Genomic DNA, 16889 nt, shown 5'->3' on the forward strand with positions numbered 1-16889 from the left:
AAATTCTCCTTTTTTTTAAAAAAATATAAACATTATTTACATAATATTCAAAATAAGAAATATAAAAAAGTATAATAAGGTGTAAATAATGCTTACATTCTTATTATACAAAATTATTCATTTAAAAACTTAAAAAAACTAACTAAAATTCGAAAGGAGCGGAAATTATAAATAAAATTAAAAATATAAGCAAATCAATTAAAATATTTAAGTTTGTTTTTTGCTTTTTATTTTGATAATAATTTTCAAATTGATCATTTAAATTTAAGTTATTTACTTGCTTATTTCTAGTTTCTTTATTTAATTTATTTATTTGATTTTTTAATCCAAAGGTTTCGAATAAACCCCCTCTTAAAACCAAAGTAAATGCTAATTTTACTATGCTCAAACCTGAAATAATTATTGCTGAACGATGTCATTTTAATGTATTAAATGAAAATGTTAATAAAAAAAATAATATTAAAAAAATAACTAATCAAAAAATTATAAAAATATAATCATATTTCGTTATCTTTTTAATAATATATTTTTTTCAAAATTTCTTTAGATTAAAACTATTCTGTTTTTTCATTTAATCAATTACTTAATTGTTCAGTTGTCCCAAGTACATAATGTGATTCTGAATTTTTTACTTTTTGATAAATAACTGGACTTTTACTTTGAGCTTGTTCAATTAAATATTGGTTTTCAAAATTAAATGCCTTAAATGGGATATTAGCATTAGAAATCTTTGGTATAGAATTAAATAAATTAATAGTATAAGGATGTAAAGGGTTAGAATAAATTTCTTCAGTTTTCCCTTGCTCTACAACTTTACCTAAGTGCATAATTAAAATTTTATCAGCTACATATTCGATCATTGATAAATCATGAGCAATAAAAATCATTGATATTTTCTTTTTAGCCACTATTTCTTTTAATAAATTAACAATTTGTGCTTGAATTGAAATATCAAGTGAAGCAATTGGTTCATCAGCGATAATAATTTTTGGCTCACTAATAAGTGCTCTTGCTATAACAATTCTTTGTCTTTGTCCTCCTGAGAATTCATGTGGATAACGATAGACAAATTGTCTTAAAAGTCCCACTTCTTCTAAAATGTTAAAAATACTTTCACTATATAAGATTTTTTTAATATAGTATTTAGTTTTAAAACTTTTTTTACTATTATTGTGAATTCTTAATAAGTATAAAATTCTATAATATAGTGAATTAATTTCTTTCATTTCTTGGTTGAATCTAGCAAAGTTTTCTTTTTGTTCATCAATTTTTTGTTGATAATGTTTAATTGTTATTGAAATAGTATTTTTATCTTTGTTTTCACTAATTAATTTATTTTTTAATCAATTTAAAAATGAATTATACGTTTTATAAAAGTGAAAATCTAATTCTTTTTGTTTTTCTTTAATTTTTAATGAATATGCTTCTTTTTTAGCGATTAATTCTTTAATTTCTTTTAATCAAGAGTTAAATTGTAATAAATATTTATCTAGTTCTTGATTAAAAACGCATTGAGCTTTTTGATATTTTTTCTCTGCCAATTGATAATAAAGTAAATTTATTTTTTCATTAAATATAGGTTTTTGAATTACTTTTGATAAATTATCAATTTTGTTTTTTAAATTTTCTTTATCATTTTTTAAATTTTCTTTATTTTCTAAAGCTTTTTCAAAAAATTCACTTAAATCTAAATTATTATATTCATCATAAATTTTTAATTTCACATCTTTTGATGATAAAGAGATTAAATTATCATCATTTTCAATTCTAACAAGCTTGCTAGAATATTTTTGTAAAACATCATCATTAAATTTAAAAATATAATTTATCAATTGATCAATTTCAGTAATTGATAAATATTCTAAATTTTTAAAAGCATAATTTTTGTTTTTATTAAAATATTTTTGTTTTAAAATATTTTGACTTTTTTTATTAACTAAATGTTTTTTATAAAAAATTGTGTAATTTAAAAAATCATGTTGTAAATCAGCTTGATATTTATTTAAATCAGCTTCATTTTTAAATTGATTTATAAAGTTTTTTAAATATTTTTTTGCATTATATTTATTTTCTTTTTCTTGTTTAATTAGCTCATTATAATCATTTTTTAATTCAATTAAAACTTGATTTTTATTGTAATTTTCTAAAGTATTATGTAATAAATCTTTACGATATTTTAATTCTTTTTTTGTTTCTAATAAATCTTTTTCATCAAATGAAAATTTCTTTTCACGATAAGCTTTTTGCTTTTCAAAATAAAAATTCATTAATAAAGATGAGTTTTTATATAAAGCATTAATTGTATTTGATTCATAAAAACTTCTTTGAGTTGCATAAAGATAAAAGGAATTAAAAACTTCTTCGTATGAATTTGTTTCATAATAAATTTTATCGAAATTAATTTTTCTAAATTTAAATCTTCAGTCAGAAAAATAATTATTAGCTTGAGTGTGAATAATATTTAAATTATCTAATTTAATTTTATGATATTTTTTGATAAATTCATATTTAAAATTATTAGTTACATCTTCTCAATCAGTAAATATATCTGCTAATTTTGAATCGATAATTTTATTAACTTTTAAAGGCTCTTTTAAAATTGAATAAATATTTTTTTGTGGATTTAATGATGCATGAGGATCTTGAAAAATCATTTGAACATTTTGTCTTAAAAAACGATTTTTTTTCTTTGAAATTGTTTTACCTGTAATAATTTCATCATTTACAATAATTTGTCCATTATTATCTTCAATTAATCTAATTAATGTTCTACCTACAGTTGTTTTACCTGAACCAGATTCTCCAATTAATCCTATAATTTCTTGTTCGTGAAGATCGAAAGATAAATCATCAATCGCTTTAGTGATTGAATTTTTATTATGGAAATATTTTTTTAAGTTTTTAACACTTAAAACAACTTTTTTATTCATTTTTTAAAAATACCTCCTTAAAAATTTTTAATCTTTTTTGAACTTCATAAGGAATTTCAACTTTTGGAGCATCTGGGTGTAATAATCATGTTGCTGCTCAATGATTATTTTCAATATGAATTAAAGGTGGCTCTTTAATTAAATCAATTTCAAGAACAAAATCATTACGCGGTGCAAAAGGATCGCCAACTGGTAAATTAGTTAAATCTGGAGGAGTTCCTTTAATATTTAATAATTTTTCTTCTTTATTTTCTGGAATAGCAGCTATTAAGGCTCAAGTATAAGGATGTTTGGGATTTGTAAAAATATCTTCTCTAGTTCCTTTTTCAATAACTTTTCCAGCATATAAAACATAAATATAATCACAAAATTTAGCGATAACAGAAATATTATGACTAATAAAAATAATAGAAATATTAGTTTTTTTTCTAATTTCATCAAATAAGGATAAAACAGAAGCTTGAACAGTAGGATCAAGCGCAGTAGTAGGCTCATCAGCAATGATTATGTTTGGATTTTGTGCTATAACCATCGCTATAACAATTCTTTGTTTCATCCCTCCACTTAATGTATGGGGATACTGTTTTAAAACATTAGATGCATTTTGAATACCAAAACCTTCTAATAAATTAATTAAATAATTAATTTTTTCACTTTTTGATTTAAATCTTGAATCTTTAACTAAAACATCTAATAATTGTTTACCAATTGTTCTAGTTGGATTTAAAGATGTTAAAGGATCTTGAGGAATATAACCAATTTTTTTTCCTCTAATTTCTCTTCATTGTTTATCCTTTTTAAAATCTTTAGCTTCAATATCAATTATTTTCATTGAATCAGCACTAGTATAAGCATAGCTATTTAACCCCATTAGTGCTTTTGAACTTATAGTTTTTCCAGAACCAGATTCGCCTACTAGTCCAACAATTTGTCCTTGCTTTAATTCTAGGTCTATTCCTCTAATAATTTGAATTATTTTCTTTTTTTCTTTAATACTTACTTTTAAATTTTTAACTTCTAAAATTAATTCTTGCATCTTAAGCTGCTCCTTTTTTGTGAGAAATAGTTGCATCAAGTGCATCATGGAAGCCTAAAGCTATAAATCTTAATGATAAAGCTATTGTTAGAAGAATTAAAGCTGGAAAAGCTAATGCTCAAGGATTAGAATTTAATAATGTTGTTGAAGAAGTAATTATCAATCCTAAATTTGGAGCAGATTCAACACCTTCGTTAATAAATCCTAAAAAGGCTACAGCTGAAACAATTAAAATTCCTTGGGTAATTCTTAAAACAAATGAATTAGCAAGTTTACCAGCGATAGCAGGTAAAATATGGCTAAAAATTAATCTAAAATTAGAAGCCCCTATTGCTTTTGATGCTGTTACATATTCTTCATCTTTAACTGAAATTGTAAAGCTTCTTGTTGTATCAGCAGCTGATGTTCATCCTGTTAGTGAAATAATTAAAATTAATGATAAAGGAGTTGTTCCTAAAATATTAATTAAAATAATAAATAAAATAATTCATGGGATTGAGGAGAAAATTTCTAATAAACGATAACCATAAGTATCAATTTTTTTACCAGCATTAAACCCTAAATAAGCTCCTATTACAACTCCGATAATTGTTTCAATAATTGCTATTGCAAAAGCTATACCTAAAGCATTTAATGTTCCAACTCATGTTCTAAGTCAAATATCTCTTCCGTATGCATCAGTTCCAAAATAAGCAGAAACAGTTTCTTTTTCTTCGCTTAAAACATCAATCAATTTATAAGGATTAGTTTTAATAATTCACTCATTAGGGGCTATATATTTAGGTTCAATTCCATTTAATAATTCAGGATGTTTGCTAGAAATAATATTAAGTTTATCAGTATCAATACTAAAATCAATAACCCCTTCAAAACTTGGTCTTAAATTAGTTATTAGTGAAGAAGATACTTTGCTAATTGGTTTATTTGTTGAAAAAGGAGAAACCGCTCATGATATTATAGCTGTTAAGATAAGAGCTAAAAAGATGAAAAAAGCAATCATAGCTACTTTATTTTGAATAAAACGCTTGACAATATCAATAAAAACTTTTCGTGGTTTTCCAACAGTTAATGAATTCAATAAAAGATCTTTATTAATTCCAGAAAGTTTTAATAATTCTTTGTCTACTGAAGAGAAAATTAAATCATTTTTATTTTTATTCATTATCTTTCTCCTTTTTTTCATTAATATCCATTTCTAAATTATCACTATATCCTTCATCTAAATCTTCATCTGCTTCAATAGTTTTATCTTGTGATAAATTATTAGCAAAATTTACTTGATTCATTTTTAAAGTATTTACTCTTATCAAGTGATTTTTTAATCTTGTAAAAATTGAATTAGAATTAGCTGCTAGACCAAATTTAATTCTTGGGTCCATTCAAACGAATGACATATCAGCTATAATCATTGTAAAAAGTGTTAAACCTGTATAGAATACAAGTGAAAACATAATAACATTAATTTCACCTGATGATGTATATTCAATTATTAAGTTTGATGATCCTGGTATTCTAAAAAAACGTTCGAGTAATATAGAACCACTTAAAAGTCCAATATACGAAAGAATTAGTCCACCTACTAAAATAATAGAAGCGTTTCTTAAAACGTGTTTTCTAAAAATTGTAAAATTAGATAAACCTTTCGCTTTTGCTATTAATACTTGGTTAGAATTTAAAATTCCAACTATTTGATTTCTAATGAATAGTGTATAACCAGCTAATGAACCTAGTGTATATACAACTATTGGAGTAATTAGTGATAAAAATGTTGTATAACCAAAGTTATCACGTGGATCTTTAAATTCAAAAGGTAATCCGAGTTTTGAAAAGATTAAAATTAAAACTGGTGCTATTATAAATGAAGGAAGTGCAATAAAAATACTTACAAAAGTAGCAATTACTGAATCAGGTCATTTATTACGATTATAAGCTGCTACTGTTCCTAAAATTGTTCCTAATAATATGCTTAAAAAATAACTAGGTAAAGAGACAATAATTGTTCATTTTAAAGGTTCAAAAAATAATTTTGGAATATTTTTGCTAAATTCATTTTCTTTTCCATAAATTATTCCAACATCTCCTTCGAAAAAGAATTTTTTAAATCAAATAAAAAATCTTGAAAAGGGATTTAAATCAAATCCATGACTGCTAGCTAATTTTAGCGCAGCTTCTTCAGCTTCTTTTGAATTTCTAGAACCTTCACTTATATCAGCTGTAACAAAAGGATTTTTACCAAAACCTGCTTGAATTAAATAAACCATAAAAATAATGATTAAAAAAGTAATAATTGCTAAAAATAAACGTTTAATAAAATATTTAATCATTATTTTTTATTCTCCTTTTTAATTGTAATATGTCCAAGTGGTAAATATCCAAATTCTTCATTTAATGGAATATTTAGTCTTTCTTTTGCATGGAAAGTAATAGGAACTTTAGAAGTTGTAGAAAGTCCATAGTGATTTTTCCCGATTAATAATGTTAATTCATTAAATAATTTAATAATTTCATCATTTGTTAATTATTTTTGATATTTTAAGTTAAAAATTGACACTAATCCAGAAATATCCACTTCTTCTTTAGGATCAACTCATTTATTTCTTTTATGACTGTAAACTTTTTTAACTGATTTTCCATTAATTTGAAAAGTTTTTTCATATGTTTCATCAAAATAAAGTTTTCCATTAATTTCAAATGTTGGCTTTGTTATAAAATCTTTTGGCTCATTAGTTCCATGTGGCTTATAATCAATAAATGTTTTTTTATTAGTTTCTTTACTAATTTCAAATTCTTTAGAAAAGAACAATTGTTTATTTTCTAATTTATCAACTAGTTTACCATTTTGATCTAAAAGTTTAATTGAACCAAAAGTTTCATTATCATCTTTTTTTTCAGCTTCGTAATAAGATAAGCTTCTTATTTCATAATCACTTAAATTTCTTGCATTTTTTCAATTATCAAAATCAGTGAATAAATAAGCTTTATTAGCGCTTTTAGCTTTTAGTTCATCAAAATGCGCTTTTAATTTTTTAGAATATTTATAAAATTCAGGGAAATTTTTAGCTAATTGACTATCTTCTTTTTGTTGAGCTAAGTTTGAAGATATTGTTAATAATGATCCATAATATTGCAATCCATCTAAAAATGTTCCAGCTCCATCATAATCAGCGTTTCAACCTGAAAATTTAACAGTACCATAATTTTTAACTAAGATATTGAAAAAATCTTGACCAGTAAACTGGCTTATTAAATTTATTTTAATTCTTGAATCTAACTTTTCATATACTTTTGCAATTTGTTCAATTGCATTGATAGATGCAGCATTTTCATTTCTAAATCTATTATTTATATAAAATTCAATTTTTTCAGTGTTAGCTAAATTATTTTTAGCATAAAAATCATCTAATAACTCTTTCATTGCTTTTTGAAGCTCATTAAATCTTGGAGCTAAATACTGATTTTCTGAATTGTTAATATTTTTTAAATAATGTTCTTTTTCTTGTTCTAAAGTTTTAGTATAAAAAATTTCACCTTTATGATTTATAGCAACTGTTTTATTTAATTCATCATTATAATCTCTAAATGTTTTTTTATCGTTAGTAACTTCATCTTTACCACCTATTTTATTATCAGGTGGAGCAAAAGAAATTCATGGTTCTAATGAAGGATTTTTATTTTTTGCATGCGCATAACTATTAAATGCAGCATCTAAAATTGTTCTAAATCCTAAACTATGATTATTTAAAGCGTTGCTAGAAACTATTAATTTTCCTTCTTGTAAATCTTTTAGTGAGCTATTGTAAATTAATTTTGCATAGTTTTCATTAAAGTATCATTTTTTAGCGACGGTTCCACCATCAAAATTTTTCGCATCAGTTAAATAATTCATAGGCCCTGGTGAATATAAGAAAGTATAAGTTCTTTTGAGTTGATTTTTATCTTTTGTTGAAATATAACGAATTTCATTTGCATTATTATTAATAATACCTTTATCAGTTAAAGATAAGGTATTATATTCCGAAGAGCTTAAAATACTTTTTGAGTCCTCTAGATAGTTATTAAACATTGCATTTGAAAATTGTGTTGCATCAGGGTATGAATTATATTTTTCAATTATTTTTTTTATGGATTTACTTTCTCTTTCAGGATCGCCTCAGCCATTTTCACTATAATATTTATTTCTAGTAAATTCACGACGATTAAAAGAAGTATAACTAGGTAAGTATCTTGAACTATATAATAGATTTTTTTCAAAATCATTTGCATATCAATAAATTCCATATTTTTTAGCTAAACCTGTTGAATTAATTTCTTTGTTTTCTTGTTCATTTTTTTCTTCAATAAAAGCGCTAGGAGCTGGAGCAAAAAAAGTACTATCAATCACTAATTTATCAATAAAATCATTGAAAATTGCTTTACCATCTGCATAAAAAGTAACAGCTTTATCATCACTATCATCATATGATGTTAAATATTTATCTTGTTTTCTAATAGATTCTTTATCAATTCCAAATATATCTAAAAGATAAATATTATGCAATGCTGAATCATCATTAAATATATTCTGGGTACCTAAATTTCCACTAGCGATAATTTTATCATCTATTTCCTTAGTTCCTCCATTTGCCCTTCTATATTTACTTTCTGACAATAAAGTTCTCATTCATCCATAATAAAAATCTAATGGTTTAATATTATATTTTGATTTTTTTCCATCATAATGCATTCATGGTATATCTTTTTTAATTACAAATTGCAATTTTTTGGCATTTGCTAATTTTTCAATAAAAAAATCACTATTGATAGATTTTTTATTATTTGATTTTAATGTTAATGTTGGTAAATTATTAACATTTTCAGGAATGATTTCATGATCATCATTATCAAAAATGTATTTAGTATCATCATTTGCTGTTACAATAATTTTTTCACTTGCAGCAAAACGATAAAATGTATGTGTAGCAGATTTAACGGTATATTCAGGTTCTGTATATTCATTATTATTTGTTTTTTGAACATTACCAGTTTGATAAACTGTTTCATTTTCAAAAGCTTTAACTAAAAATGAAGTAGGAGATAACAGATAACTATCTTGTGAAGTGTTAGTTGCTAGTCTTATTCCATAATCTAATGAAAATTTATTTATATTTGTAGTTGCTGCATTTATATAAAATGATAATTCATTTCTATTTAATTCAGGTTCGATTAATCGAGAACAAGAAACAATGCTAAGTGGAGTTAATGTTGCTATTGTTGTTAAAAATAAAAATAAATTTTTTTTATTTTTCTTTTTCATATTTTTCCTTTCGTTTTTTATATTAAGATTTTTATTTATTAAATTTTTTTAAAATGCTATCTAAATCTAATTCATCGACTTTTTTAAGTTTTTCTTCTAAATTTTCCATTCTGGTTTTTTCTTTAATTGTATTATTTTTTGTTTTAAATTCAAATGGTTTACTTTTTAAGGGATCGTTTTGCGAATCCTCAATTGATGAAGTTATAATGTTATTTTCTAGATGGTTTGTGTAGAAAATTTCTTCTTTTAAATATTTAAAATCAAAATTTTTACTATTAAAATTTGAATTTATATCAATTGAATTTAAAAATAATATTTTATTATCTTTATTAAAAAGATAAAATTTAAAATCTTTTTCAATAGTTGAAAATATATTAATGTTAGGTAAATCAATATTTTTATTTAAATTAAAAATTTGTTTTCCTTGATTATTTTTATTTGTATAACTAATTAGTGAGGATTTAAGTTTTTTAAAATATGCATTATTAGAATAAAAATAAATAGTTTCGTTATCTTCAGTTAATTCAAAGGATAAAACTTTTTCATTTTTTGGTAAGTTAATTAAACTAACTCCAGAAGCTGAAGTATTGTACACAGGAATTTCTAATTCACTATATTTAACTACTTTAAATTCCGAGCTTAAAATTATAATATTTTTATAATTGTCACTAACTTTAACATCAACTAAATAATCAAGCGAATTTTTCAATTTGATAGCTTGCATTGGTTTGTTAAATCTTGAGACTTCAAAATTTTTAAGTAAGACTTTTTTTCCAATTCCATTAGCAGTAACGAAAACTAAATATTTTTTTAAATCAAAATCATCAACAACTATTGCTTTTATAATTTTTTCATTAGATTTTAATAAAACAAAATCATTAATATGATGACCAAAATCTTTCCATTTGTTTTCTTCTATTTTATATAAAGGTAAATAAATATATTTCCCTTCTTGAGTAAAAAGTAATAATTTATTAAGTGAATTTACTTTTGCTAAAAAAATAAGTGCATCATTTTCTTTTAATAAATAACTTTCAACTTTATTGGAATTAAAGCTTTTTAAACTAATTTTTTTAATATAACCATCTTTTGATATCCCTAAATAAAAATCCTCTTTTTTAATTAGTTCATCAACTTTCATTTCAATTTTAAATTCTTGATTAATAATTTGTGTTTTTCTTGGAGTTGCAAATTTATTTTTAATTTCTAATAATTTTTGAATTAAAAAATTATTAAAGTCTTGTTCGTTATTTAAAAGTTTTTCACTTTCTTTAATTTTTATATCTAAATCATTTTTTTCTTTAATGTACAATTGTTGATCAATTTTGGACAAACGATATAGTTGCATTTCAGCAATTGCTAGCGCTTGGTTTTCACTAAAATTAAAATGTTTTATTAAAGCTTCTGTAACACCTTTTTTTGAATTATCAGAATTTCTAATAATTTTAATAACTTCATCAGTTATATCCGCTACTTTTATAAGCGCATTTACTATTTCATATCTTTTTTGATCAAGTTTTAATTGATATTTCAATTCTTTAGTTTTAAAATCTTTGATATGCTTAATGTATGAATTTAGCATATCATTTAAACTCATTAATTTTGGGCTATTATTTTCAATAGCAACTGAATTATATGAATAGTAAATTTGCATCTCAGTTTTCTTTAGTAAATAATTTAAAATTGAATTTATTTTAGCATCTTTTTCTAATTCAATTAAAATAGAAACTCCATTTCGATCTGATTGATCTATAACTTCTTTTATTCCATCAATCATTTTGTCAATGCAAATCTCATCAATTTCTTTTACTAATTTTGATTTAATTACTCCATAGGGGATTTCTGTTATTTCAATCGCTTTGCGATCATTTTTATCAATAATATTATATTTACTTACTAATGTTACTCTACCTTGTCCAGTTTCAAAAGCATCATAAATACCATTTGTATCATAAATAATCGCTCCTGTAGGAAAATCAGGACCTTTAATAATTTTAAATAATTTCCTTATTTCAATAAAAGGATTTTTGATTTTTTCAATAGCAGCATCTATTATTTCGCCTAAATTGTGAGGAGGGATTTCTGTTGCAAATCCTGAAGCTATTCCTTTTGAGCCATTTAAAAGTAAATTAGGTATTAATGAAGGTAAAATAACTGGTTCTGTTTCAGTATCATCAAAATTAGGAATAAAATCAACAGTATTTTTATTCAGCGATTCTAATAATAAACTACTTATAGGAGATAATCTTGCTTCTGTATAACGCATAGCAGCGGCAGGATCATCATCAATTGAACCTTTATTTCCATGAATTTCGATTAAAGGGCTATTCATTTTTCACTCTTGGCCCATTCTAATCATCGCTTCATAAATAGATGAATCACCATGAGGGTGATATTTACCTATTACATCCCCAACAACTCTTGCTGATTTTTTAAACGGTTTATCATGCTTTAAATTTAATTCTCACATTGAATATAAAATTCTTCTTTGAACAGGTTTAAGACCATCTCTAGCATCGGGAAGTGCTCTTTGTTGAATTACATATTTAGAATATCTAGCGAATCTTGAAGAGATTACATCATTAAGAGATTTATTTAGAAAATCTTTATATTTCATTATTATTTTCATCCTCTTTTAATTGAACTTTAAAATTATCATTCATATTGAAATCAACATTTTTATTAATTCATTTTTTTCTCATTTCAATTTTATCACCCATTAAAATTGAAACTTTTCTCTCTGTTAAAATTGCATCATCAATCGACACTTTAATTAAAGTTCTAGTATTGGGATTCATAGTTGTTTCTCATAATTGTTCCGAATTCATCTCTCCTAAACCTTTATATCTTTGTAATTCAAAATTTTTATATTTTAAAGAAATTTCTTTTAATTCTTGTTCATTTCAAGCATATAAAACTTCTTTTTTATTTTTTAAAGTGATTTTATATAATGGCGGTTGTGCAATATAAACCATTTCATTTTCAATTAACTCTTTCATATAACGATATAAAAAAGTTAAAAGCAAAATTTGGATATGAGCGCCATCTGTATCAGCATCAGTCATGATAATAATTTTATTATATTGGCAATTTTTTAAATTAAAATCTTTACCAGCTCCAGCGCCAATCGCATTAATAATTGTGGTTATTTCATCATTTTTGATAATATCAATAAATTTAGATTTTTCAGCATTAATAACTTTCCCTTTTAGAGGTAAAATAGCCTGAATTTTTTTATCTCTTCCAAGTTTAGCGCTTCCACCAGCAGAATCACCTTCAACTAAAAATAATTCTTTTTCTTTTGGGTTTTTACTTTGAGCTGGAGTTAATTTACCAGATAAATTTTTTTTGTCTTTTAAAACACTTTTAGTTTTTTTATTTTCAAATTTAGCTTGTCTAGCTGCTAATCTTATTTCGTAAGAACGTTTGATTTTATCAATAATTTTTAAAGTTTGATCTTTATTTTCATTAAGTCAAAATTTTAATTCACGATAAACAATTTCTTCAACAATAGATTTAGCTTCTTGAGTAGCTAATTTACTTTTAGTTTGACCAACAAATTCTAAAATAGATTCTGGAATTTTTAATGATAAAATTAGTGTCAAGCCTTCTCGGATGTCCGAACCGTCAAAAACATTTTTATTTTTTAAAATGTTTTTTTCTTGTGCATATTCATTAAAAACTTTTGTAAATGCACTTTTTGCAGCTATTTCATGTGTTCCGCCATCATTAGTTTTAACATTATTAACAAATGAAATAATATTTTCACTATAACTATCAGTGTATTGAAAACCAAATTCAACATAAATTAAAGTTTTATTATCTTTAAAAGTCGCTATTTGATCCTGGATTATAGTTTTAGAATCATTAACAAATTCTATAAAAGCTTTAAGACCATTTTCATAACTATAAAGTTCATGCTGATTTGTTTTTTCGTCAATCAAAGAAATTTTGACATTTTTTAATAAAAAAGAAGTTTCTCTTAATCTTTCACTAATAATTTCAAAAGAAAATTGGCTATTTTTAAAAATTTCATAATCAGGTAAAAAATGAACTAATGTTCCTTTTTTATTTGTTTTTTTAACAAAAGTAGTTTTTTGTTTAATATAGCCACCATTTTCAAAACATGTAAAATACTCTTTTTCATTTTGTCAAATTGTAACATTTATGAATTTAGATAAAGCATTTACAACTGATGATCCAACTCCATGAAGACCACCTGAAGTTTTATAAGCTCCTTCATTAAATTTAGCTCCTGCATGTAATTCTGTAAAAACAAGCTCTACGCCAGATAAATTAGTTTCTTTGTTTATATCAACAGGAATTCCCCGTCCATTATCTTCTACAATAATTGAACCATCTTTTTTAATAATTACTGTTATATAATTAGCAAAACCAGCTAATGATTCATCAACAGCATTATCCACTATTTCTCATAATAAATGATGCAATCCTTTTTCATCTGTTGAACCAATGTACATTCCTGGTCTTTTTTTAACCCCTTCAAGTCCTCGAAGAACTTTAATACTATCGGCGTTGTAATTATTGTTTTTTTTATCTAGCATAATTAAAATCTCATCCTAAATTTTTTGAATATTTAATTTAAAATTATAATATTTATTTAATAAAATGTGTTTAAAAAAATTATTTTATTATTGATTTTTTGATAAAATTTTTTTTCATTTGTGTTTTTAATTAAAAAATACTAAATACAGTTTAAATTTGTTTGAACAAATTTTTATTAATGTACTTAGTATTTAAATAAAAAAATATGAAAAATAAAATGTAAAAAGAAAAATTTATTTTTTAACGTGTTTTTCGATTAGAAAATACATCTCAACCAACAGCGGCAATTAAAATAATTCCTTTGATAATATTTTGAATTGCAACTGAAGAATTAGCTATCCTCATAGCTTGATCGATTGTTTGCAATAATCCAGCTCCAATAATAGTTCCAAGCACAGTTCCTATACCTCCTGAAACTGAAGCTCCTCCAATATAAACAGCACTAATTACATTAAGAGCAAAATCTTCCCCAATTCCAGAAGCTGCTGAATTTACATTTGCTGTAAAAATTATTGATCCAAAACCAATTAAAGCTCCCATAATTACAAAGATAATTGTTGTATTTCTTTTGATGTTAATACCACTTAATGCTGCTGCTTTTTTATTTCCTCCCATTGCATAAATAGATCTACCAAATGTTGTATTTTGTGTTAAAAATACAAATAAAATAATTAATATTATTGAATAAAGGATAAATCATTGCATTCCTGAAGTACTTAATGCAATGATCAGACCCATCGCTAAAAATATAATTACTGTTACTATTTGGCTAATAATAAACAAAATAAAGTTTTGTATTTTTAGTCCAAATTTCTTTTTGTTTAATCTACCAAAAATTCTTAATAAAACAACTATTACTGTTACAACCACAAAGAATAAAAATGAAAATATCGAAAAAGAGTTATTTATTCTAATATCAGGTACTGAACCAATAACAAATTGTACATAATAAGAATCAAAACCATTAGTTATATTAAAAGTTGCTCCATTTGTTACAACTAACTGTAAACCTCTAAATAATAAAAGTCCTCCCAGAGTTACAACAAATGCTGGTATTTTTCCATAACCAATTAATAAACCTTGAGCTAGTCCAAATAAAGCTCCTAACAAAATGGTTATGAATATTACTAAAATAACAGAACCTAATGAATCGCCTATTTTGTTATATAAAGGAACCGATATTACTCCTAAAAAACCTAAAAACGTTCCTACAGATAAATCAATATGGCCAGCTATTATTATTAATAGCATTCCTAAACTTAAAACTCAAATATAAATATTAGATTTAAGTAAATTTATGATTTGATCTGGACGAAAAAGTTCAGGATCACGAATTCCAAATGAGAAAAAAATTATCAGCAAAATATATGCCATTGAAAATTTTTTAATATGATCAAAAACATAATTTAATTTTGTTTTTTGAACAAAATTTTTATATTTATTTAAACTTTCCTTTTTAAAATAAGAAAATTTATTTCTTATTTCTGATAAGCTATTTATTAATTTATTCATCTCTACCTCCTTGCCCAATGCTAATTTGCATTATTTTTTCTGAATTTGCATACTTGGTTTCTATTTCGCCTTTAATTTTGCCATGTGACATAATAAAAATTCGGTCAGTTATACCAAGTAATTCTTCGATTTCCGATGAAATAACAATAATAGTTTTACCTTTATTTGCTAAATCAAATAAAATTGAATATATTTCATATTTAGATCCAATATCAATTCCTTTGGTAGGTTCATCAATAATTAAAATGTCAAAATTAGTAGTTAACGCTTTTGCAATAACAACTTTTTGTTGATTACCTCCTGAAAGTGATGATACCTCTTTTAGAACATCATCAGTTTTAATTTTTATCTTCTCTTTTTTGTCAAAAATGTTGATATTTTCTTTATTTTTGTTCAAAATACCTAATTTTGAATAAAGATGTAAAGAAGCAGAACTAATATTATTTGCTATTGAAAACATTTGAATAAGACCCAATTCTTTTCGATCTTCGCTAGCATACATTAAGCCGTTTTTAATCGCATCTTTGGGATTTTTAAAGTATTTTTCTTTATTATTTATTAAAACTTTTCCACTTGAGATGTTGTTATAATAATTTCCAAAAATAGATAACATTAACTCTGTTCTTCCAGAACCAACCAAACCTGAAAGACCTACTATTTCACCTTTTCGTGCATTTAGTGATGAAGATTTTACAATTTCATAATTCGGCCTAGTTTTATGATTGATAGTAATATTTTCTAGAGCAAATACAACATCACCAATTTTACGATCTGGATTTTTAGGTGGAAATTTAGATTCAAGCGATCTTCCCACTATATCTTTAATTAATTGCTTTTCAGTTATTTTTTGTTCTTTTTTTGAATATTGTGAAATAAATTCACCATCTCTTATAACGATAATATTGTCAGAAACATATTGTACTTCATTTAATTTATGTGAAACAAAAACTGAGGTGATGTTTTCTTTTTTTAGATCTTTCATGATGTTTAAAAGCTTGAAACTATCTTCATCATTTAAAGAACTAGTAGGTTCGTCTAAAATTATTAGATCGCTTTTTTTTGATAAAGCTTTCGCAATTTCTACCATTTGTTGTTTAGCAACACTAAGAGTACCTGCTATTGTAGAAGGATCTTCTTTTAAACCAACCATATCTAAATATTTTTTACATTTTTTATACATTAAATTCCAGTTAATAACACCGAATTTAGAAATATAATCACCAATAAAAATATTCTCACAAATTGACAAATGAGGTGAAATTGATAGCTCTTGATGAATTATGGCAATTCCTGCTTTTTCAGATGTTTTAATAGTTTTAAATTCTCTTTTTTGATCTTTAAAAATTAATTCACCCTGATATTGCCCATAAGGAATTACACCTGATAAAATTTTTAATAATGTACTTTTACCAGCTCCATTTTCTCCAACTAAACAACTAACTTCTGCTTTAGGTATGGTAAAACTAACGTCTTTAAGAGCATGAGTATTACCATATTGTTTTGTAATATTTTTAAGAATTAAAAGATTCTGATTTTTCAAATTAATACCTTT

The 16889-nt window shown here is 24.0% G+C and carries 10 protein-coding genes; all 10 read right to left on the bottom strand.

What is annotated here, in order from left to right:
- Window positions 1–142: 142 nt before the first annotated feature.
- Entirely contained in the window at window positions 143–571 is a 429-nt protein-coding gene (locus T403_RS0101570) for a hypothetical protein (RefSeq protein WP_033161073.1), read from the bottom strand.
- Window positions 555–2930, bottom strand: a complete 2376-nt coding sequence (locus tag T403_RS0101575) for an ATP-binding cassette domain-containing protein (RefSeq protein WP_033161074.1) — start codon at window positions 2928–2930, stop codon at window positions 555–557. Before T403_RS0101575 ends, T403_RS0101570 begins: the two co-directional genes overlap by 17 nt.
- On the bottom strand, window positions 2923–3966 hold the full coding sequence (locus tag T403_RS0101580) for an ABC transporter ATP-binding protein (RefSeq protein ID WP_156933537.1): 1044 nt from the start codon (window positions 3964–3966) through the stop codon (window positions 2923–2925). The genes T403_RS0101575 and T403_RS0101580 overlap by 8 nt, the downstream gene beginning before the upstream one ends.
- A 1-nt stretch (window position 3967) precedes the next feature.
- Window positions 3968–5128 (bottom strand): ABC transporter permease, encoded by a 1161-nt coding sequence (locus T403_RS0101585; RefSeq protein WP_033161076.1) that lies wholly within the window; start codon window positions 5126–5128, stop codon window positions 3968–3970.
- Window positions 5121–6290: an ABC transporter permease gene (locus T403_RS0101590; protein WP_051619048.1), complete on the bottom strand. Its 1170-nt coding sequence runs from the start codon at window positions 6288–6290 to the stop codon at window positions 5121–5123. Before T403_RS0101590 ends, T403_RS0101585 begins: the two co-directional genes overlap by 8 nt.
- Window positions 6291–6484: 194 nt before the next feature.
- Window positions 6485–9259, bottom strand: coding sequence for an OppA family ABC transporter substrate-binding lipoprotein (locus tag T403_RS0101595; protein ID WP_033161077.1), 2775 nt, complete (start codon window positions 9257–9259; stop codon window positions 6485–6487).
- Window positions 9260–9290: 31 nt separating this feature from the next.
- Window positions 9291–11876 carry a DNA topoisomerase IV subunit A gene (parC, locus tag T403_RS0101600; RefSeq protein WP_084273839.1) on the bottom strand — a complete coding sequence of 862 codons (2586 nt, stop codon included), beginning with the start codon at window positions 11874–11876 and terminating at the stop codon, window positions 9291–9293.
- Entirely contained in the window at window positions 11866–13824 is a 1959-nt protein-coding gene (gene parE / locus T403_RS0101605; RefSeq protein WP_033161079.1) for a DNA topoisomerase IV subunit B, read from the bottom strand. Before parE ends, parC begins: the two co-directional genes overlap by 11 nt.
- Before the next feature lie 241 nt (window positions 13825–14065).
- Window positions 14066–15337: an ABC transporter permease subunit gene (locus T403_RS0101610; RefSeq protein ID WP_051619050.1), complete on the bottom strand. Its 1272-nt coding sequence runs from the start codon at window positions 15335–15337 to the stop codon at window positions 14066–14068.
- Window positions 15330–16877 carry a sugar ABC transporter ATP-binding protein gene (locus tag T403_RS0101615; protein WP_033161080.1) on the bottom strand — a complete coding sequence of 516 codons (1548 nt, stop codon included), beginning with the start codon at window positions 16875–16877 and terminating at the stop codon, window positions 15330–15332. Before T403_RS0101615 ends, T403_RS0101610 begins: the two co-directional genes overlap by 8 nt.
- Window positions 16878–16889 lie beyond the last annotated feature (12 nt).

The organism is Mycoplasma collis ATCC 35278 (assembly GCF_000701825.1).
Lineage (GTDB): Bacteria > Bacillota_I > Bacilli_A > Mycoplasmatales > Metamycoplasmataceae > Mesomycoplasma_A > Mesomycoplasma_A collis.